The following is a 20,239-nucleotide window of genomic DNA, read 5'->3' as shown; positions in this document are numbered from 1 at the left end:
CTTTTTCCAATAAAAAGAGGTAGCAATAAAATGGCAAAAATGAGAGCCGTGGATGCGGCAATGTATGTGCTGGAAAAAGAAGGTATCACCACAGCATTCGGCGTTCCTGGGGCTGCAATCAACCCCTTCTATTCTGCAATGCGTAAGCATGGAGGCATTCGCCATATACTGGCGCGTCATGTGGAAGGCGCTTCGCATATGGCTGAGGGCTACACACGTGCGGCGGCAGGTAATATTGGGGTTTGCCTGGGCACTTCCGGCCCGGCGGGAACCGACATGATCACCGCGCTCTATTCCGCTTCTGCCGACTCTATCCCGATTTTATGCATTACCGGTCAGGCGCCACGAGCGCGTCTGCACAAGGAAGATTTCCAGGCAGTCGATATTGAAGCGATTGCAAAACCAGTCAGCAAGATGGCAGTGACGGTTCGTGAGGCGGCGCTGGTGCCGCGCGTATTACAGCAGGCTTTTCATCTGATGCGCTCAGGCCGCCCAGGTCCTGTGCTGGTTGATTTACCGTTTGATGTCCAGGTTGCGGAGATCGAATTCGATCCGGATATCTATGAGCCGTTGCCGGTATATAAGCCAGCCGCCAGCCGCGTACAGATTGAAAAGGCGCTGGAGATGCTGATTCAGTCCGAGCGTCCGGTAATTGTCGCGGGCGGCGGGGTTATTAACGCCGACGCCGCGCCACTGCTGCAGCAGTTTGCCGAACTGACCAGCGTACCGGTGATCCCTACTCTGATGGGCTGGGGCTGTATCCCGGACGATCACCCCTTAATGGCGGGGATGGTCGGCCTGCAAACGGCACACCGCTACGGCAACGCCACTCTGCTGGCATCTGATATGGTTTTTGGCATCGGTAACCGTTTCGCCAACCGTCATACGGGGTCCGTTGAGAAATATACTCAGGGGCGAAAAATCATCCATATCGATATTGAACCAACGCAAATTGGCCGCGTGTTGTGTCCGGATCTGGGCATCGTTTCGGACGCCAAAGCGGCGCTAACGTTGCTGATCGATGTCGCGCAGGAGATGCAAAAAGCGGGGCGTTTGCCATGCCGGAAGACCTGGGTGGACGAATGCCAGCAGCGTAAACGGACTTTGCTGCGTAAAACCCACTTTGACAACGTGCCAGTGAAGCCGCAGCGCGTCTATGAAGAGATGAACAAAGCCTTTGGTCGCGATGTGTGCTATGTCACCACCATTGGATTGTCGCAAATCGCGGCAGCGCAGATGCTGCATGTGTTTAAAGACAGACACTGGATCAACTGCGGCCAGGCGGGGCCTCTTGGCTGGACAATCCCGGCGGCATTAGGAGTTTGTGCTGCCGATCCGCAACGCAATGTGGTGGCGATTTCCGGCGATTTCGACTTCCAGTTCCTGATTGAAGAGTTAGCCGTCGGCGCGCAGTTTAACATTCCGTATATCCATGTGCTGGTTAACAACGCTTATCTTGGTCTGATTCGCCAGTCGCAACGCGCATTTGACATGGACTACTGCGTACAGCTCGCCTTTGAAAATATCAACTCCAGCGAAGTGAATGGCTATGGCGTTGACCATGTAAAAGTGGCGGAAGGGTTAGGCTGTAAAGCCATTCGTGTCTTTAAACCGGAAGATATTGCGCCTGCATTTGAACAAGCCAAAGCGCTAATGGCGCAATATCGCGTTCCGGTGGTGGTGGAAGTCATTCTGGAACGCGTAACCAATATTTCCATGGGCAGCGAACTGGATAACGTAACTGAGTTTGAAGAGGTTGCGGATAGTGCGAAAGATGCGCCAACAGAAACCTGTTTTATGAAATATGAGTAAGGGAGGTAATCGATGTTACGTTTCTCTGCCAATCTTTCTATGCTGTTTACGGAATATGATTTCCTGGAACGCTTTGATAAAGCGGCGTTGTCGGGATTTCGCGGCGTGGAATTCATGTTTCCCTACGATAACGATATCGAAGTGTTAAAACGTAAGCTCAAGGATAATAATCTGGAACATACGTTACATAATTTACCGGCTGGCGACTGGGCGGCTGGCGAACGTGGAATTGCCTGTATTCCTGGGCGCGAAGAAGAGTTTCGCGATGGCATAGCGGCCGCAATCCGCTATGCACGTGCGTTAGGTAATAAGAAAATAAATTGTCTGGTAGGTAAAACGCCGTCAGGATTCTCCGCAACGGAGATCCACGACACGTTGGTCGAAAACCTGCGCTATGCGGCAAATATGCTGGCGAAAGAAGACATTTTATTACTTATCGAACCTATTAATCACTTTGATATGCCGGGATTCCATCTCACCGGCACTCAACAGGCGTTAGCATTAATTAAGGATATCGGCAGCGATAATATCAAAATTCAGTATGATATTTATCACATGCAACGCATGGAAGGGGAATTAACGCAAACCATGACGGCATGGGCCGATAAAATAGGCCATTTACAGATTGCTGATAACCCGCGTCGCGGCGAGCCGGGGACCGGGGAAATTAATTATGACTTTATTTTTAATGTCATTAAACAGTCTGGTTATGATGGCTGGGTTGGCTGTGAATATAAACCACTGACTACCACGGAAGCGGGATTATCGTGGATTAATCAGTACCGTTAAAACGCAGAATAATTCGGGCAGCGCTTTTTTTTCCACTGTGTTGGAAGGGGATTGTATTGCCTGAATCTGGAAACACCGAAAGCAATAAAAGAGGTTGTATATGAAACTGGGATTTATTGGCCTGGGAATTATGGGCTCGCCAATGGCTATCAATTTGGCACGCGCCGGTCATCAATTACACGTTACGACTATTGGTCCGGTCGCGGACGAACTGCTCTCGCTGGGGGCGGTAAATGTTGAGACTGCACGTCAGGTAACTGAATTTGCAGACATCATCTTCATAATGGTGCCGGATACGCCGCAGGTTGAAGACGTGTTATTTGGCGAACACGGTTGCGCTAAAACATCGCTTCAGGGAAAAACCATCGTCGATATGAGTTCTATTTCTCCTATCGAAACCAAACGTTTTGCCCAGCGCGTTAATGAAATGGGCGCTGATTACCTGGATGCCCCGGTTTCCGGGGGAGAAATCGGGGCGCGTGAAGGCACTCTGTCGATTATGGTCGGCGGCGAGCAAAAAGTCTTTGACCGCGTTAAACCGCTCTTTGACATCCTGGGAAAAAATATCACCCTGGTGGGCGGCAATGGGGATGGGCAAACCTGTAAGGTGGCTAACCAAATTATTGTTGCGCTGAATATTGAAGCGGTTTCTGAAGCCTTAGTGTTTGCTTCAAAAGCAGGTGCCGATCCGGTACGCGTGCGCCAGGCGTTAATGGGCGGGTTCGCCTCTTCACGCATTCTGGAAGTTCACGGCGAGCGGATGATCAACCGGACGTTCGAGCCTGGTTTCAAAATCGCGCTTCATCAGAAAGACCTTAATCTTGCATTGCAAAGCGCAAAAGCGCTGGCGCTGAATTTACCGAATACGGCGACCTGCCAGGAATTATTCAATACCTGTGCGGCAAATGGCGGGAGCCAGCTTGATCATTCGGCAATGGTACAGGCGCTGGAATTAATGGCCAATCATAAATTGTCCTAATTATGTGTATCGCTGCGGCTGCAGCGATACCTGTTCACAAGGAACACTCTGTAAAGGTGAAGAACATGAGTGAAACTAAAAAATCCGGAATTGATTACTGGAAACAAATTGTTGTCGTAATGAGTCTGGGCTGGGTAGCGATTTGGATCTATCGCACCGTGCTTACGCCAATTTATCCAGAAATTCAGGCATCTTTAGACAATGTAAGTAATGCTGAAATAGGCGCCATTGCAAGTTTTTACTTTTTTGCTTACTGCAGTATGCAAATCCCTTGCGGAATATTGGTCGATAAATTCGGTCAAAAAATCATGCTGATGGCCGGATTTACGCTTTTTATTATTGGTACACTCTGTATCGCGAAAGCCAATGGCCTGACCATGATCTATATAGGGTCGCTAATGGCAGGTGGCGGATGCGCTTCTTTCTTTAGCTCGGCTTATTCACTCTCTTCGGCAAACGTGCCGCAGGCCCGTCGGGCATTAGCCAACGCGATTATCAACAGCGGGTCGGCTATAGGGATGGGGATTGGCTTAATCGGTTCCAGCGTATTAGTAAAAAACATGAGCATGGCCTGGCAGAATGTACTGTATATCGTGGCCGCGATATTAGTAATCATGCTGTGCGTCTTTACGCTGATCATTCGCGGTAAAGCCAAAAGCGACTCTGCGCAAGCGGAAAAGCAAACCCAAACCGTTACGGAAGATGAGAAACGCGCACCTTTATTCTCTGGTTTATTGTGTAGCGTTTACTTCCTCTATTTCTGTACCTGCTACGGTTACTATTTGATAGTGACCTGGCTGCCCTCTTATCTCCAGACTGAAAGAGGATTTGATGGCGGAGCTATCGGGCTGGCATCAGCGCTGGTGGCGGTGGTTGGCGTACCGGGGGCGTTATTTTTTAGCCATCTGTCAGATAAATTCCGTAACAGTAAAGTTAAGGTTATTCTCGGTCTGGAAATTGTGGCGGCAGCAATGTTGGCGTTTACGGTTTTGTCCCCGAATACCACGATGCTGATGGTCAGCCTGACGCTATACGGCTTGTTGGGGAAAATGGCGGTAGACCCGATCCTGATCTCCTTTGTATCTGAACAGGCTTCGGCAAAAAGTCTGGGAAGAGCTTTCAGCCTTTTTAACTTCTTTGGCATGAGTTCAGCGGTTGTCGCCCCAACGTTGACCGGATTTATTTCGGATGTAACGGGGTCGAAGGAGATCAGTTTTGTGATTTCAGCATGTTTAGTGGTCACCGGAACACTGATCTTTGCTGTCGTCACTTTATATAAAAAGAAAGCAACGCAACGTATTGCTTCAGCTTAAAAATAATTATATCTACTGTTTCTTTATTTTATATTTATTTGTTCCTCATAGCTAAACCCATAACAACGTTATCCGATGCGTGAAAAGAGGGATTTATGGAACATCAAAGAGAGCTATATCAGCAGCGCGGTTATAGCGAAGACTTATTACCTAAAACAGAAACCCAACGAAACTGGAAGGCATTTAACTATTTCACCTTATGGATGGGATCTGTACATAACGTGCCAAATTACGTTATGGTCGGCGGTTTTTTTATACTGGGGCTATCAACATTTAATATCATGTTGGCCATTATTATCAGCGCATTATTTATTGCGGCGGCGATGGTAATGAATGGCGCGGCAGGCAGCAAATATGGCGTTCCTTTTGCTATGATATTGCGAGGTTCTTACGGCGTCCGCGGCGCGCTATTCCCTGGATTATTACGAGGGGGAATCGCAGCAATCATGTGGTTCGGCTTGCAGTGTTACGCGGGATCGCTGGCATTTCTTATTTTGATTGGGAAGATCTGGCCAGGATTTCTGACATTAGGCGGAGATTTCAAGCTGCTGGGTCTTTCACTGCCAGGACTAATTACTTTTCTAATTTTTTGGATTATTAACGTTGGCATCGGTTTTGGCGGTGGTAAAGTATTAAATAAATTTACCGCTATCCTCAATCCATGTATTTACATTGTCTTTGGCGGCATGGCTATTTGGGCAATATCGCTGGTCGGCATTGGCCCGATTCTGGACTATCTGCCTTCAGGCGTGCAAAAAGCAGAGCACAGCGGCTTTCTGTTCCTGGTGGTGATTAACGCCGTAGTCGCCGTCTGGGCTGCGCCAGCGGTGAGCGCGTCCGATTTCACGCAAAACGCGCATTCATTTCGCGCTCAGGCATTGGGACAAACGCTGGGGCTTATCGTAGCGTATATATTATTCGCCGTAGCCAGCGTGTGCATTATTGCCGGAGCCAGTATTCATTATGGTATGGATACCTGGAACGTGCTGGATATTGTGCAGCGCTGGGACAGTCTGTTTGCTTCATTCTTTGCGGTGCTGGTGATTCTGATGACGACAATTTCAACCAACGCTACCGGTAATATTATACCTGCGGGGTATCAAATTGCGGCGCTTGCCCCGACAAAGCTTAACTATAAAAATGGCGTAATGATTGCCAGTATTATCAGTCTACTGATTTGCCCATGGAAATTAATGGAGAATCAGGACAGTATTTATCTGTTCCTCGATATTATCGGCGGTATGCTTGGCCCGGTAATCGGCGTAATGTTAGCTCATTATTTTGTGGTAATGCGTGGAAAAATTAATCTTGATGAGCTGTACACCGCCAGCGGTGATTACAAATATTATGATAATGGATTTAACCTGACTGCATTTTCAGTCACTCTGGTCGCAGTCATTCTGTCATTAGGCGGCAAGTTTATACCATTTATGGAGCCTTTATCCCGCGTGTCCTGGTTTGTAGGCGTAATAGTTGCGTTCGTTGCTTATGCGCTATTGAAGAAACGCACGGGTTTTGAAAATACAGGAGAGCAAAAACTCGCAGGTTAAATATTGAAAAAGCATTAAGCGTATTTAATGAAGTGTGCGCTATTTAAAAACTATCTGTATCCATACAAGGAGTTTGTTATGTCTTTTGATTTAATTATTAAGAACGGTACTGTCATCTTAGAAAACGAAGCGAGAGTTATCGATATCGCCGTCCAGGGCGGAAAAATCGCCGCGATTGGCGAGAACCTGGGGGAAGCGAAAAATGTGCTGGATGCGACGGGATTGATCGTTTCGCCGGGCATGGTTGACGCGCATACCCACATTTCTGAACCGGGCCGTACCCACTGGGAAGGCTATGAAACCGGTACGCGCGCGGCGGCGAAAGGCGGTATTACCACGATGATTGAGATGCCGCTCAATCAGCTGCCGGCGACGGTCGATCGTGAGACGATTGAACTCAAGTTTGACGCGGCAAAAGGTAAATTGACCATCGACGCCGCGCAGTTGGGCGGTTTGGTTTCTTATAACCTGGATCGGCTGCATGAGCTGGACGAAGTGGGCGTTGTCGGCTTCAAGTGCTTTGTTGCCACCTGCGGCGATCGTGGCATCGATAATGATTTTCGCGACGTTAATGACTGGCAGTTTTACAAAGGCGCGCAGAAACTGGGGGAGATGGACCAGACGGTACTGGTACATTGCGAAAATGCTCTGATTTGCGATGAGCTGGGCGAGGAAGCTAAACGCGAAGGTCGCGTAACGGCGCATGATTATGTCGCCTCACGTCCGGTATTTACTGAAGTGGAAGCCATTCGTCGCGTGCTGTATCTGGCGAAAGCGGCAGGTTGCCGTCTGCATGTTTGCCATATCAGCAGCCCGGAGGGGGTAGAGGAAGTAACGCGCGCGCGTCAGGAAGGCCAGGATGTCACCTGTGAATCGTGCCCGCACTATTTTGTCCTCGATACCGATCAGTTCGAAGAGATTGGCACCCTGGCAAAATGTTCTCCGCCAATTCGCGACCAGGAAAACCAGAAAGGGATGTGGGAAAAACTGTTTAACGGCGAAATCGACTGCCTGGTATCCGACCACTCTCCATGTCCTCCGGAAATGAAAGCAGGCAATATCATGCAAGCATGGGGTGGAATTGCCGGACTGCAAAACTGCATGGACGTCATGTTTGATGAAGCGGTGCAAAAACGCGGTATGTCGTTGCCGATGTTTGGCAAATTAATGGCGACCAACGCCGCCGATATTTTTGGTCTGAAACATAAAGGACGTATTGCCCCCGGCAAAGATGCTGACCTGGTCTTTATTCAGCCTGACAGCAGCTATGTTCTGAAAAATGAAGATCTGGAATATCGCCATAAAGTCAGTCCGTATGTTGGCCGTACTATTGGCGCGCGTATTACCAAAACGATTTTGCGCGGCGATGTTATTTATGACATCGAGCATGGCTTCCCTGTGCCGCCAAAAGGTCAGTTTATCCTTAAACATCAGCAGTAATCCGGTGTGATTTAATGCCCGTCGTCACGACGGGCATTCTCTATTTTAAGGTGTGGATATGTTCCCTGTTATTAACCGCGAAAGTGTATTGTCCGGCTTTCAGTGGTTTTTCTTTATTTTCTGTAACACGGTTGTGGTTCCCCCTACCTTGCTGTCCGCTTTTCATCTTCCCGCTGATAACCTGTTAATGCTCACACAATACGCTTTTTTGACCACCGCGTTGGCCTGCCTGGTTCAGGCATTTTGCGGCCATCGCCGCGCCATTATGGAAGGGCCGACAGGGCTGTGGTGGGGGGCTATTCTTACGATTACGCTTGGCGAGGCGTCTCGCGGCACGCCGCTGAACGATATCGCCTCCAGCCTGTCGGTCGGGATCGCGATCTCCGCGATGGTGACGATATTTATCGGCATTAGCGGGTTAGGACACCGTCTGGCTCGCCTGTTTACGCCGGCGGTAATGGTTTTTTTCATGCTGCTTTTGGGCGCGCAGCTGACCTCAATATTTTTTAAAGGCATGCTGGGGCTGCCTTTTGGCATTGCCGATACCAGCGCCAGAATCAAATTGGCCCCCTTTGGGTTGGCGGTCGCGGTGATGTGTTTTATCCTCGCGATGATTATTTTCCTGCAACAGCGTATCTCCCGTTACGCGTTACTGGTAGGGACCGTGGTCGGGTGGGGGCTATGGCGGTTATGCTTTCCTTCATCACACTTACCGCCGGGTGAATTAAGCTGGCGATGGTTTCCGCTGGGCAGCCACGGCACGCTGATGCCGGGTATTATTGTGACGGCGGTGATGACGGGGTTAGTCAACATCAGCAACACTTACGGCGCCATCCGCGGTACCGATATCTTTTATCTGCATCAAGGGTCGGGCAGTTCTCGTTATCGCCGAAGCTTTATGATTTCCGGACTGATGACGTTAGTGACGGTGCCTTTCGCGGTCGTGCCTTTTTCGCCTTTTGTGTCTTCCATTGGTTTATTAACGCAAACCGGCGACAGTTCTCGCAAATCCTTTATCTGTGGTAGCGCGCTGTGTCTGCTGGTTGCCATTATAACGCCGTTAACCCGCTTATTTTGCGCTATTCCACTGGCGATCAGCAGCGCCGTTATGCTGGTCTCTTATTTACCTTTACTTTATTCCGGTTTGGTTTTTAGCCAGCAAATTACGTTTACCGCACGGAATATTTATCGCCTGGCATTACCACTTTTTGTCGGCATTTTTTTGATGGGGCTTCCTCCGGTCTATTTACAGGATCTTCCACTGATGGTTCGTCCTTTGCTTAGCAACGGATTACTGGTGGGAATCTTACTGGCAGTGCTTATGGAAAATCTTATTCCGTGGGAACGCATTAAATAACGTGAGAAAACAAGGAGACATAATGAAGATTGTAATTGCGCCAGATTCATTTAAAGAGAGCTTAAGCGCTGATAAATGCTGTCAGGCTATTAAAGCGGGATTTTCAACCGTATTTCCTGATGCGCGCTATGTCTGTTTACCGATCGCCGATGGCGGAGAAGGAACCGTGGACGCGATGGTGGCAGCGACCGGCGGGAAACGGGTTTCTGTGGACGTTAGCGGGCCGATGGGGGAAAAAGTAAACGGATTTTATGGCCTGACCGGCGACGGCAAAACGGCGATTATTGAAATGGCGGCGGCGAGCGGATTGATGCTGGTGGCGCCCGAGGCGCGTAATCCGCTGCTGGCATCCAGTTTCGGCACCGGCGAATTGATTCGTCACGCCCTGGACGCGGGGATTCGCCATATTATTCTGGGTATCGGCGGCAGCGCCACGGTGGATGGCGGAATGGGAGTAGCGCAGGCGCTCGGTGTGCGTTTTCTGGACGCGCAGGGAACGCCGCTTGGCGCCGGAGGGGCAATTTATCGCGCCTGGCGAGCATTGACCTGCAGGGGTGCGATCCGCGAATTTCAGAGTGTCGTATTGAGGTCGCCTGTGATGTTGATAACCCGTTGGTGGGGCCACGCGGCGCGGCGGCGGTATTCGGTCCGCAGAAAGGGGCGACGCCTGAAATGGTCGAGACGCTGGAAAATGGATTACGTAATTATGCCCGTGTTTTACATGCCCTGACCGGACGCGACATGTCTCAAATACCGGGCGGTGGAGCGGCCGGAGGAATGGGGATTGCCGCTATCGTCTTTCTGGAAGCGGAAATGAAGCCCGGTATTGAGATTGTTATGCAGGCGGTGAAGTTGGAGGAGGCGGTAAAAGAGGCCTCGCTGGTGATTACCGGAGAAGGACGAATCGACTCGCAAACGGCGGGAGGAAAAGCGCCGATAGGCGTTGCGTCAGTGGCGAAACGGCATCACGTCCCGGTTATCGGCATTGCCGGCGTACTGGGCGACGGCGTGGAAGTGGTCCATCGCCACGGTATTGATGCCGTATTCAGTATTTTGCCGCGGCTGGCGCCTTTGCCGGAAGTTCTGGCGAACGGTGAACAAAATCTCTACCACAGCGCCTGTAATATTGCCCGCGTCATCAAACTTGGCCAGGACATCGGGACTCGTTAAGCATAAAAAAAGCCACGGTTCTCACCGTGGCAAAATCCAACATAGCTAAATAAAAATAATCAGGAGGGCTGCCCGCTGTTAAAGCATAACGTCGCGGTTACAGTCTTTGGAGTAGATGTAGCTGAATGCTTCGCCACGACCTACACCGTATCCGGCCTGCAGGGAATAAGCGCCCATGAAGATGTAGTCGCCTTTTTTCACCGGCACCCAGTTGTTGTCGAGGTTATAAACCCCCTGGCCGGAAAGGATATAAGCGCCATGTTCCTGGACGTGGGTTTCAATATAGCCGTGGCTGGCGCCCGGTTCGAACGACAGAATATGCATATTCATATCGAAGCCCAGCTCTTTAGGCAGGAAATCCAGCAGAATAACATCTTCCATGCCTTCATAATGAATACGCTCCAGCTGGCTGGCATTGCCGGAAACCAACCACGGGGCATGCCCCTCGACAGGAGTATAGCGGCGTTTATATAAAAATAGCTGGCTGTCTTCCGTTTGATCGTTGCTAAAGGTCATCATCTCGCCCGGTGGACAATAGAGGTATCCGCCCTGAGTTAAAGAGAATGTTTTTCCTTCTGCTTTAGCTTCAATATTTCCCGTAATGACATAGAGAAAAGTTTCAATCCCCTCGCCGCCAAAGCCCTGCTGGTTGCCGCCATTCTGATGTAAGGTGACCAGATAATCGACGAAAGAAGCACCCAGCTTCGGCGTCGAAAGGATGGTGACGTCACAGTTTTCAAAGCCGGGAATAATATTTTTCACCAGACCGTCCGGCGTTAAGAGCGCATAGTTACCGTGTTTCACAATGGCGCGGTTCGCCAGTAAATCATCGCGGTAACCCGTGACGTTATTCAGATATCCCATTGATGGCTCCTTATTTTTGCCAGGCAAGTTGATGCAGCATTAATGCCAGAGTTTTGACCCCTTCAGCAAGGTCATTAATGTTGGTACGTTCCGCCGGGTTATGGCTGATACCATTAATGCTGGGGACGAAAATCATACAGGTAGGGACGCGCGGCGCGAAAATTTGCGCGTCATGACCTGCGCCGCTATGCATTATGCGATAGTTCAGTTGTTCGGTTTCACACAGCCTGGTGAGGGCCGCGACCAGTTCGGCGTTCATCGGCACCGGCGCTTCGTCCATCCACAAATCGATATCGATGCTGATATCCATTTCATCGCAGATGGCGCGCATATCGTTTTCCAACTGTTCGGTAAATTCGCGAAGTACCGCGGCGTCCGTATGCCGGCAATCGATTGTAAATGTGGTTTTTCCAGGGACAACATTGACCGTATTCGGCTGCGGCTCAACTTTGCCGAACGTTAATACCAGGGGATCGCCATGCTGTTTGGCTTTTTCAATGGACTGACTGCAAATACGACTGAAGGCATGCACCGTATCGCGACGATAGCCCATTGGCGTTGTGCCTGCATGGTTGGACTCGCCGTTGAGCGTCACCGTGTAGCGACGTTGCCCGACGATGGCGTTGACGACGCCAATCGACTGTCCGTTGCTCTCCAGAACGCAGCCTTGCTCAATATGCAATTCAACAAAGGCGCGGATATCGGTTCGCGCAGCGAGCGGCGCGGCGGGAAGGGTAAATCCGCACGCCTGCATAGCGTCGACAAAGCCTGTGCCTTTGGCGTCCTGGATATGGCGTACCTCTTCAGGATTCGCCAGGCCAAAAATGTTCTTGCTGCCCCAAAAAACGTAAGGGAAACGGCTGCCTTCTTCCTCAGCCATTGACACTACCTCGACGGTGCGCAGCGGCGCGCCGTAGGTCGCTTTTAGCCAGTCGATCGCCAGCCAGGCGGCAAGCGCGCCGAATTGCCCGTCCAGATTGCCGCCGTTGACGACCGTATCAATATGCGAACCGCTTAAAATCACCTGCTCCGGAAATTGTGTGCCGCAAAGGCGGCCATATAAATTTCCGACGTCATCAAAGCGTGTCTCCAGACCGCTTTCTGCCATTCGCTTTTTAAACTGCTGCTGTGTTTCCAGCCACTCAGGCGAATAAAGTAAACGCGTCATTCCACCCGTAGGATCGGCTCCAATGGAAGAGAGCCAGGGCAATGTTTCTTCTATCGCGTGGCGAAAATGCTTTATCATAGAAAATTCCTGTTTCAATAATTATTGGGCAAAGGGATTTTTTGTTTCGTATGACTTGAGATAGAGGGCATCGGAAATCAGATATTGATAAATATCATCAACAATATCGATACCATTCATATCGGCATTTTTCTGTTTAATATCCTGATCCTGTCCAGGATAATAAACCTGTTTAAAACCGGGGGCGGGCTTCACGGAATTGAGTTCCTGCATGGTCTGACTAATATGTTTGCGGAATAATTCACAGGAAGAGAAGAACGCCGGATTAATGACCAGATGAAGTTGTCCTAAATTGCGTCCGGCGTGTAAATCTTCATACATCGAACTGACCTGGCGGCCAAACGGCAGCCCCAGCAGAATACCGGACAGAATATCGATCATCATCATCAGGCCGTAACCTTTCGGGCCTGCGGCGGGTAATAACGCATTGACGGCAAAAGGATCATGTGTCGGCGCGCCGTTTTTATCGACGGCCCAACTCTCCGGAATGGACTCATTGCGGGATCGTGCATCGAGGACTTTTCCCCAGGCCTGCACGGTGGTGGCCATATCAAAGGTAATGATGTCATCGCCTTCGCCCGGCGCGGCAAAGGCCAGCGGATTAGTGCCATAGTAAATATCCGCCCCGCCAAACGGCACGACCATAGGATCGGACTGACAGATAGACAGACCGATCAGGCCTTCGCGAGCAGCCTGGCGGACGAAATAAGAGATGGCGCCGCTATGGCCCATTCTGCTAATGCCGACAACCGCGACGCCATTTTTTTTGGCTATTTCAATAGCATGCTCCATTCCCATTTTGGCTGCGACCTGTCCGGCAGCATTATCGGCATGCAGTATCGCCGTACAGGGACCGGTATTCTCAATGCGGAACGTCGGCTCCCGGTTGGTGCCGCCTTTTGAAATTCGTTCGGCATAATATTCAACGCGTACGGCGCCATGTGAGTGAATACCTCTGGCATCTGCATAAACCAGTACGTCGGCGACGATGGCGGCGTGCTCACGTTTTAGTCCGGCTTTATAAAGCTTATTTTCGATAAGCTGATGGAGTGTTTCCCGACTGATTTTCATCTGTCTTCCTTTTTAACGACGGTGTGAAGCATGACTGCGATTAACATACCGGGAAAATAAAATGATTATGTGATCCAGACAGGCAAAAAAATATAATTAGAATTTATTTGATAATCAGGCGGGTTTTATCTTTTTGCTTAAATAAAAAGCTTTTTTAGAAAATCATAACTAATCCTTTAGCCGTTGTTTGAATTCTTTTGTTAATAAATTTGATGTGACGTTAATCACTCTATTTACACTCCCGGATATATACCGTGAAGCGCACATTAACACTGCTCGTGCAATTGCAATGGGTGCAATTATTAAGGAGTTGTTATGATCCACGCCTTTATTAAAAAAGGGTGTTTTCAGGACTCTGTCAGCTTAATGATTATTTCTCGAAAGCTGAGTGAGTCCGAAAATGTTGATGATGTATCGGTAATGATGGGAACGCCTGCGAATAAGTCGCTGCTGGAAACTACCGGTTTCTGGCATGACGATTTTCATGGCGCTACGCCCAATGACATTTGCGTGGCGATTCGTACCGAAGCGGTAGATGACGGCATTACGCAGGTGATTGTGCAACAGCTCGAAGAAGCATTGCAGCAGTTGGCGCAGGGAAGCAGCGGCAGCCAGTCGTTAATCCAGGTCAGACGCTGGGAAAGCGCCTGTCAGAAACTGCCAGAGGCGAATCTGGCGCTGGTATCAGTGGCCGGCGAATATGCGGCGGAACTGGCAGAGCAGGCGCTGGATCGTTCGTTGAACGTGATGATCTTCTCCGATAATGTCACGCTGGACGATGAAATCAGACTAAAACGCCGGGCGCGTGATAAAGGACTGCTGGTCATGGGGCCGGATTGCGGCACCGCTATGATCGCCAATACGCCGCTGGCTTTCGCTAACGTCATGCCAGAGGGCAACATCGGGGTGATTGGCGCTTCCGGCACCGGTATTCAGGAGCTCTGTTCACAGATTGCGCTGGCGGGGGAAGGGATTACCCATGCCATCGGGCTTGGCGGACGCGATTTGAGCGCCGAGGTCGGCGGGATCAGCGCGCTAACGGCACTGGACATACTCAGCGCGGATGAAAAGAGCCAGGTGCTGGCCTTTGTCTCCAAACCGCCTGCCGATGCGGTTCGTCAGCATATTATCGCGGCGATGAAAGCCACCGGCAAACCCGTTGTAGCGCTATTCTTAGGGTTTTCCTCCCCCGTTGCGCGTGAGGAAAACGTCTGGTTTGCCTCGACGCTGGATGAAGCCGCCCGACTGGCATGTTTATTGTCTCGCGTGACGTCGCAGCGTAAAGAAATGGTTTCAACAGGCGGCGTGATTCGTGGTCTCTATACCGGCGGAACGCTGGCGGCGGAAGCGGCGGGGCTGCTGGCCGGCTATCTGGGCGTCGCGACGGATACGGAACATCACCATGGCATGATGCTTGACGCTGACGGCCACCAGATTATCGATCTGGGCGATGACTTTTATACCGTTGGGCGACCACATCCGATGATCGACCCGGCGTTACGTAATCAGCTTATCGCCGGACTTGGCGCACAGCCGCAGGTACGCGTGTTATTAGTGGACGTCGTTATTGGTTTTGGCGCGACCGCCGATCCCGCCGCATCGCTGATTCAGGCCTGGCAGAAGGCATGCGCCGCACGCGCCGGCGACCAGCCGCTGTTCGCCATCGCAACCGTCACCGGAACGGAACGCGATCCTCAGTGCCGCTCGCAACAAATCGCCGCGCTCGAAGATGCCGGCATCACGGTAGTGGATTCTCTTCCCGAAGCCACTCTGTTGGCCGCGGAACTGATTCGACCCACTCTCTCTTCCACTCATCCATCAGCTCCCCGGTTACTGGAAGCGGTAGCGGTGATTAATGCCGGGTTACGTAGCTTCGCGCTGGATTTACAGGCTGCCGGTATGCCCGTGGTGCACTACCAGTGGGCGCCTGTTGCTGGCGGTAATAAAAAACTGGCTCGTCTGTTAGAACGTTTGCAATAAGGGGTTCCCATGTTTACATCAGTGGCGCAAGCCAACGCTGCAGTCATCGAACAAATTCGTCGCGCACGTCCGCACTGGCTGGATGTGAAGCCAGCTTCTTCATTAATTAGCGTGCTCAATCAGGGGAAAACGCTTCTTCATGCCGGCCCGCCGATGCGCTGGCAAGAGATGACCGGCCCGATGAAAGGCGCCTGTATCGGCGCATGCCTGTTTGAAGGATGGGCCAAAGATGAAATGAGCGCGCTCGCGCTGTTAGAGCAGGGAAAGGTCAACTTTATTCCCTGCCATCACGTTAACGCCGTGGGGCCGATGGGCGGTATTACCTCAGCCAGTATGCCGATGCTGGTCGTGGAAAATATCACCGACGGCAATCGCGCGTACTGCAATCTCAACGAAGGGATCGGCAAAGTGATGCGTTTCGGCGCCTATGGCGAGGATGTTCAGCAACGTTTGCGCTGGATGCGCGATGTGCTGATGCCGGTATTAAGCGCGGCGCTGGGACGTCTGGAGCGGGGGCTCGACCTGACCGCAATGATGGCGCAGGGCATTACGATGGGAGATGAATTCCACCAGCGCAATATCGCCTCTTCCGCATTGCTGATGCGCACGTTGGCGCCGCATATCGCCCGTCTGGAACACGATAAGCAGCAGATAGCGGAAGTAATGGATTTTCTGAGCGTCACCGATCAATTCTTCCTTAATCTGGCGATGGCCTACTGTAAAGCCGCCATGGACGCAGGCGCGCAGATTCGCGCCGGCAGCATTGTGACGGCGATGACCCGCAATGGCGATATGTTTGGCATTCGGGTTAGCGGTCTGGGCGACCGTTGGTTCACCGCGCCTGTTAATACGCCGCAGGGGCTATTTTTTACCGGTTTTTCGCAGGATCAGGCCAACCCGGACATGGGCGACAGCGCCATTACTGAAACGTTTGGTATTGGCGGCGCAGCGATGATTGCCGCGCCTGGCGTAACGCGTTTTGTCGGTGCCGGGGGAATGGAAGCGGCGAAATCTGTTTCTGAAGAGATGGCTGAAATTTATCTCGAACGCAACATGCAGCTACAAATCCCCGGCTGGGATTTTCAGGGGGCCTGTCTGGGACTGGATATCCGCCGCGTGGTCGAGACCGGAATTACGCCGCTGATTAACACGGGTATCGCGCATAAAGAGGCGGGGATTGGCCAGATTGGCGCGGGAACCGTCCGTGCGCCGCTGGCCTGTTTCGAGCAGGCGCTGGAAGCGCTGGCGGAAAGCATGGGCGTAAGTTAAGAGAGCGCCTCATGAAACGTATCCATCCTCTTATGGCAAGCCGACAATCGGCGGATTATCGGCAACCCTGGCAGATGTCAGGGGTATGGCGTCGCTCTATTAATTTTGTGGCGAAAAGCGGTGAGTTATTAACGCTTCACCGTCGGGGGAGCGGCTTCAGTCCGGGAGGGTGGATACTGCGCGGCGGCGATTTTGACGCATTGCGCGATGTGCTCACCGATGGCGAAAAACCGCAGTCAACCGCTGCCGGTATTCAGATTGGCGAGTTTCTTTTATGCGAGCCGGAGAGGCGCTGTTCGCTGCGGGTTCCACGCTATCTTGCGTCGCCGCGTCTTAACGCGACGTACATGCAGCGTAGTGAGGAGACGGGACTGTTTGGGCCGTTAACCGTCGCCGCAGCTCAGCCTCTATGTCCGGAACTTCGCCAGTTTTGTCACTGCTTTCAGTCGGCGCTTGCAGGTGCTGCGACTGACTGGCGGCTATGGCTGGGTAAAGGGCCGGGCTTAACGCCCAGTCATGACGACACGCTGACGGGAATGTTGCTGGCGGCCTGGTATTTTGGCGCCATAGATGAACGCGCCGGGCGTAATTTTTTTGCCCAATCCGGCAGCCTTGATCGGGCGACGACGCTCGTGAGCGTTAGCTATTTACGCTATGCGGCTATGGGTTATTTCGCGTCGCCTTTACTCCACTTTATTCATGCGCTGCGACGAGATGTTCGCACAGAAACGGCGATTGACGGACTGCTGGCGCTGGGGCACACCTCTGGCGCGGATACGCTGCTGGGGTTCTGGCTTGGACAACAAATAGTAAAAGGATAGGGAATGAAAACGTTGGTAGTTGCTCTTGGCGGCAACGCATTATTGCAGCGCGGAGAAGCGCTAACGGCAGAGAATCAATATCGCAATATTGCCGACGCGGTGCCTGCGCTGGCGCGACTTGCCCGCTCGTATCGGCTGGCGATAGTACATGGCAACGGCCCCCAGGTCGGCCTGTTGGCTTTACAGAACCTTGCCTGGAAAGCCGTTGAGCCTTATCCGCTGGATGTGCTGGTAGCGGAAAGTCAGGGCATGATCGGCTATATGCTGGCGCAGCGTCTGGCGCTTGAACCCGATATGCCGCCGGTGACTGCGGTATTAACGCGGATAAAGGTATCGGCGGACGATCCTGCTTTTCTTGAACCGGAAAAGTTTATTGGCCCCGTTTATTCGCCAGAAGAGCAAATGGCGCTGGAAGCGACTTATGGCTGGCATATGAAACGTGATGGAAAATATCTGCGCCGTGTCGTCGCTTCCCCGGCGCCGCGTCAGATTATCGAAAGCGCCGCTATTGAGTTATTGCTAAAAGAGGGCCATGTGGTGATTTGCAGCGGCGGTGGCGGGGTACCTGTTGCCGGCGAGGGCGAAGGGGTCGAGGCGGTGATAGATAAAGACCTGGCGGCGGCATTGCTGGCGGAGCAGATAGCGGCCGATGGTCTGATCATTTTGACGGATGCGGATGCGGTGTATGAACATTGGGGAACGCCACAACAGCGCGCTATTCGTCAGGCTTCGCCCGATGAGCTGGCGCCGTTTGCCAAAGCCGATGGCGCGATGGGGCCGAAGGTGACCGCGGTAAGCGGGTATGTGAAGCGGTGCGGAAAGCCGGCATGGATTGGCGCATTGTCGCGTATTGACGATACCCTGGCGGGCAGAGCGGGAACCTGCATCTCTCTGTGATCGCGACGGGCGGCGACAGAGAATGCGCCGCCCACGCTGTTTATTTAAGCTTACTTTGCGCCCAGATAATGCCGCTGGCGTATTCGCCCGGCAGGAGCGGAGAGAGCGCTTCCAGGGTGGCGCTAAGACGTGACGTATCGCTGTCGGTCAGATTCAGATGGCCGACTTTTCGCCCCGGACGTACCGCTTTATCATACCAGTGCAGATGTACCAGCGGCAGCTTCAGCCAGTCGTAATTCAGCTCGCTGCCGATCAGGTTGATCATCACCGACGGGGCGTTAATCACCGGCGCGGGCAACGGCAGGCCGGTAATCGCGCGCAAATGCAATTCAAACTGACTGATGCTGGCGCCATTTTGCGTCCAGTGTCCGCTGTTATGCACGCGCGGCGCCAGTTCATTTATTAGCAGGCCTTCCGGCGTGATAAAACATTCCATCGCCATTACGCCGACGTAGTTCAACGCCTGCATAATTGCTGACAGCATCGATTCCGCCTGCGCCTGCTGTTCGGCGTTCGCCTGTGGGAACGCGACGCTGGTCCGCAAGATGCCGTCCTGATGCAAATTGTGCGTTAGCGGGTAAAACACGGTACTGCCGTCATGAGCGCGCGCGCCGACTAACGACACTTCGCCGGAAAAATGGATACCGCGCTCAACAATACATTCGCCATAGCAGTCATCCGGCAGTTGCCCGGTTTCGTCCGCGCGTAGACGCCACTGCCCGCGACCGTCGTAGCCGCCAACGCGACGCTTAATAATCGCCAGTTCGCCCAGACGGTCAAAGATGCCGGACCACTCGTCGGCGCTGGTCAGCAGCTGCCACGGCGCGGTCGCGAGTCCCAGTTTATCGAAAAGCTGTTTTTGTGTCAGACGGTCGGCGATGATCGGAAATACATCGCGATTGACGAATGCCGGGTGGCGCGCCAGCTCGCGGGTAAGCGCGGTTTCCGGCCAGCGCTCAATCTCTGCGGTAATGACGCTCTGCTGTACCGGCACGGCGGTAGGCTCTGCATCCAGACCAACCGGCCAGACGGCGATACCCAGCGGTTCGCCCGCCTGGCGCAGCATTCGGCCCAGTTGTCCGTTGCCGAGAACGCAAACTTGCTTCATAGCGTCCCCCGCGGATCGGGATTTTCCAGAACTTCATCGGTTTGCGCTTTGCGCCAGTCGGCGATGCGCTGATGCAGTTCCGCGTCGTGTTGCGCCAGAATCTGCGCGGCGAGCAGGGCGGCATTAGCCGCACCGGCTTTACCGATCGCCAGTGTACCCACCGGAATGCCGCGCGGCATCTGCACAATGGAGTAAAGGCTATCCACGCCGCTTAGCGCAGCGCTTTGTACCGGCACGCCGAGTACCGGGACCAGCGTTTTTGCCGCAATCATTCCCGGCAGGTGCGCCGCGCCGCCCGCGCCGGCAATAATCACTTGATATCCGTTCTCTTCCGCCGTTTCGGCGAAGCTGAACAGTTTATCGGGGGTGCGATGGGCGGAAACCACTTCTACATGGTGCGGGACATCCAGAATTTCAAAAATTTCGGCGGCGAATTGCATGGTAGCCCAGTCGCTTTTGGACCCCATCACGATGGCGACACGCGCCGGATTATTGCGGGAAGACATGCGTCTTAAAACTCCTGTGGTGCGGGACACGCTGCTTTTGAGGTGTCAGAGAATAGCATGATAATCA

At 52.4% G+C, this 20,239-nt stretch carries 16 protein-coding genes and 1 pseudogene; 12 read left to right on the top strand and 5 right to left on the bottom strand.

The genetic code is table 11. The annotated features are described in order from the left end of the window. Window positions 1–30: 30 nt before the first annotated feature. From gcl to glxK, 8 genes and pseudogenes are all read left to right on the top strand, one after another. Window positions 31–1,812 carry a glyoxylate carboligase gene (gene gcl, locus K8W53_RS16405; RefSeq protein WP_023203040.1) on the top strand — a complete coding sequence of 594 codons (1,782 nt, stop codon included), beginning with the start codon at window positions 31–33 and terminating at the stop codon, window positions 1,810–1,812. Between the two features lie 12 nt (window positions 1,813–1,824). After that, window positions 1,825–2,601, top strand: a complete 777-nt coding sequence (gip, locus tag K8W53_RS16400; RefSeq protein ID WP_023224419.1) for a hydroxypyruvate isomerase Gip — start codon at window positions 1,825–1,827, stop codon at window positions 2,599–2,601. 100 nt (window positions 2,602–2,701) lie between these two features. Next, window positions 2,702–3,580, top strand: coding sequence for a 2-hydroxy-3-oxopropionate reductase (gene glxR / locus K8W53_RS16395; protein WP_000765810.1), 879 nt, complete (start codon window positions 2,702–2,704; stop codon window positions 3,578–3,580). Between the two features lie 65 nt (window positions 3,581–3,645). Further along, window positions 3,646–4,893 carry an MFS transporter gene (locus K8W53_RS16390; RefSeq protein ID WP_000005070.1) on the top strand — a complete coding sequence of 416 codons (1,248 nt, stop codon included), beginning with the start codon at window positions 3,646–3,648 and terminating at the stop codon, window positions 4,891–4,893. A gap of 95 nt (window positions 4,894–4,988) precedes the next feature. Beyond that, the gene (locus tag K8W53_RS16385) at window positions 4,989–6,443 is read left to right on the top strand and encodes an allantoin transporter (protein WP_000401064.1); all 1,455 of its coding nucleotides are present in this window, start codon (window positions 4,989–4,991) and stop codon (window positions 6,441–6,443) included. Window positions 6,444–6,521: 78 nt separating this feature from the next. Further along, window positions 6,522–7,883: an allantoinase AllB gene (allB, locus tag K8W53_RS16380; protein WP_000006865.1), complete on the top strand. Its 1,362-nt coding sequence runs from the start codon at window positions 6,522–6,524 to the stop codon at window positions 7,881–7,883. A 58-nt stretch (window positions 7,884–7,941) separates the two neighbouring features. Next, on the top strand, window positions 7,942–9,240 hold the full coding sequence (locus tag K8W53_RS16375; RefSeq protein ID WP_052939318.1) for a uracil/xanthine transporter: 1,299 nt from the start codon (window positions 7,942–7,944) through the stop codon (window positions 9,238–9,240). A gap of 22 nt (window positions 9,241–9,262) precedes the next feature. Beyond that, window positions 9,263–10,410, top strand: a pseudogene (gene glxK, locus K8W53_RS24000) (glycerate 3-kinase). A gap of 78 nt (window positions 10,411–10,488) precedes the next feature. On the opposite strand, the gene allE reads toward glxK, so the two are convergent. Genes allE through allD form a run of 3 tightly spaced genes read right to left on the bottom strand, consistent with a single transcriptional unit; the run spans window position 10,489 to window position 13,591 of the window. Continuing rightward, window positions 10,489–11,274 (bottom strand): (S)-ureidoglycine aminohydrolase, encoded by a 786-nt coding sequence (gene allE, locus K8W53_RS16365; protein WP_052939319.1) that lies wholly within the window; start codon window positions 11,272–11,274, stop codon window positions 10,489–10,491. Window positions 11,275–11,284: 10 nt separating this feature from the next. Continuing rightward, a complete protein-coding gene (allC, locus tag K8W53_RS16360) occupies window positions 11,285–12,520 on the bottom strand; it encodes an allantoate deiminase (protein ID WP_000589759.1) in 1,236 nt (411 codons plus the stop codon). A gap of 21 nt (window positions 12,521–12,541) precedes the next feature. Beyond that, a complete protein-coding gene (gene allD, locus K8W53_RS16355) occupies window positions 12,542–13,591 on the bottom strand; it encodes an ureidoglycolate dehydrogenase AllD (RefSeq protein ID WP_000703936.1) in 1,050 nt (349 codons plus the stop codon). Between the two features lie 315 nt (window positions 13,592–13,906). On the opposite strand from allD, the gene K8W53_RS16350 reads away from it, so the two are divergent. From K8W53_RS16350 to K8W53_RS16335, 4 genes are read left to right on the top strand one after another with little or no spacing between them, the layout of a single operon-like run. Further along, a complete protein-coding gene (locus K8W53_RS16350) occupies window positions 13,907–15,571 on the top strand; it encodes an acyl-CoA synthetase FdrA (protein WP_023224347.1) in 1,665 nt (554 codons plus the stop codon). 9 nt (window positions 15,572–15,580) lie between these two features. Beyond that, window positions 15,581–16,840, top strand: coding sequence for a DUF1116 domain-containing protein (locus K8W53_RS16345; RefSeq protein WP_000495330.1), 1,260 nt, complete (start codon window positions 15,581–15,583; stop codon window positions 16,838–16,840). Window positions 16,841–16,851: 11 nt separating this feature from the next. Further along, entirely contained in the window at window positions 16,852–17,661 is an 810-nt protein-coding gene (locus K8W53_RS16340) for a DUF2877 domain-containing protein (protein WP_000821192.1), read from the top strand. A gap of 3 nt (window positions 17,662–17,664) precedes the next feature. Beyond that, window positions 17,665–18,558, top strand: coding sequence for a carbamate kinase (locus K8W53_RS16335; protein ID WP_000855339.1), 894 nt, complete (start codon window positions 17,665–17,667; stop codon window positions 18,556–18,558). Between the two features lie 40 nt (window positions 18,559–18,598). On the opposite strand, the gene purK is transcribed toward K8W53_RS16335, so the two are convergent. Both purK and purE read right to left on the bottom strand, forming a co-directional pair. Beyond that, window positions 18,599–19,666: a 5-(carboxyamino)imidazole ribonucleotide synthase gene (purK, locus tag K8W53_RS16330; RefSeq protein ID WP_000815599.1), complete on the bottom strand. Its 1,068-nt coding sequence runs from the start codon at window positions 19,664–19,666 to the stop codon at window positions 18,599–18,601. Continuing rightward, window positions 19,663–20,172 (bottom strand): 5-(carboxyamino)imidazole ribonucleotide mutase, encoded by a 510-nt coding sequence (gene purE, locus K8W53_RS16325; RefSeq protein WP_000098736.1) that lies wholly within the window; start codon window positions 20,170–20,172, stop codon window positions 19,663–19,665. Before purE ends, purK begins: the two co-directional genes overlap by 4 nt. Window positions 20,173–20,239: the final 67 nt, after the last annotated feature.

It is taken from the genome of Salmonella sp. A29-2 (assembly GCF_020150755.1).
Classification (GTDB): domain Bacteria; phylum Pseudomonadota; class Gammaproteobacteria; order Enterobacterales; family Enterobacteriaceae; genus Salmonella; species Salmonella enterica.
The sequence above is the reverse complement of the archived record's forward strand: the minus strand, read 5'-3'. Positions and strand labels throughout refer to the sequence as shown.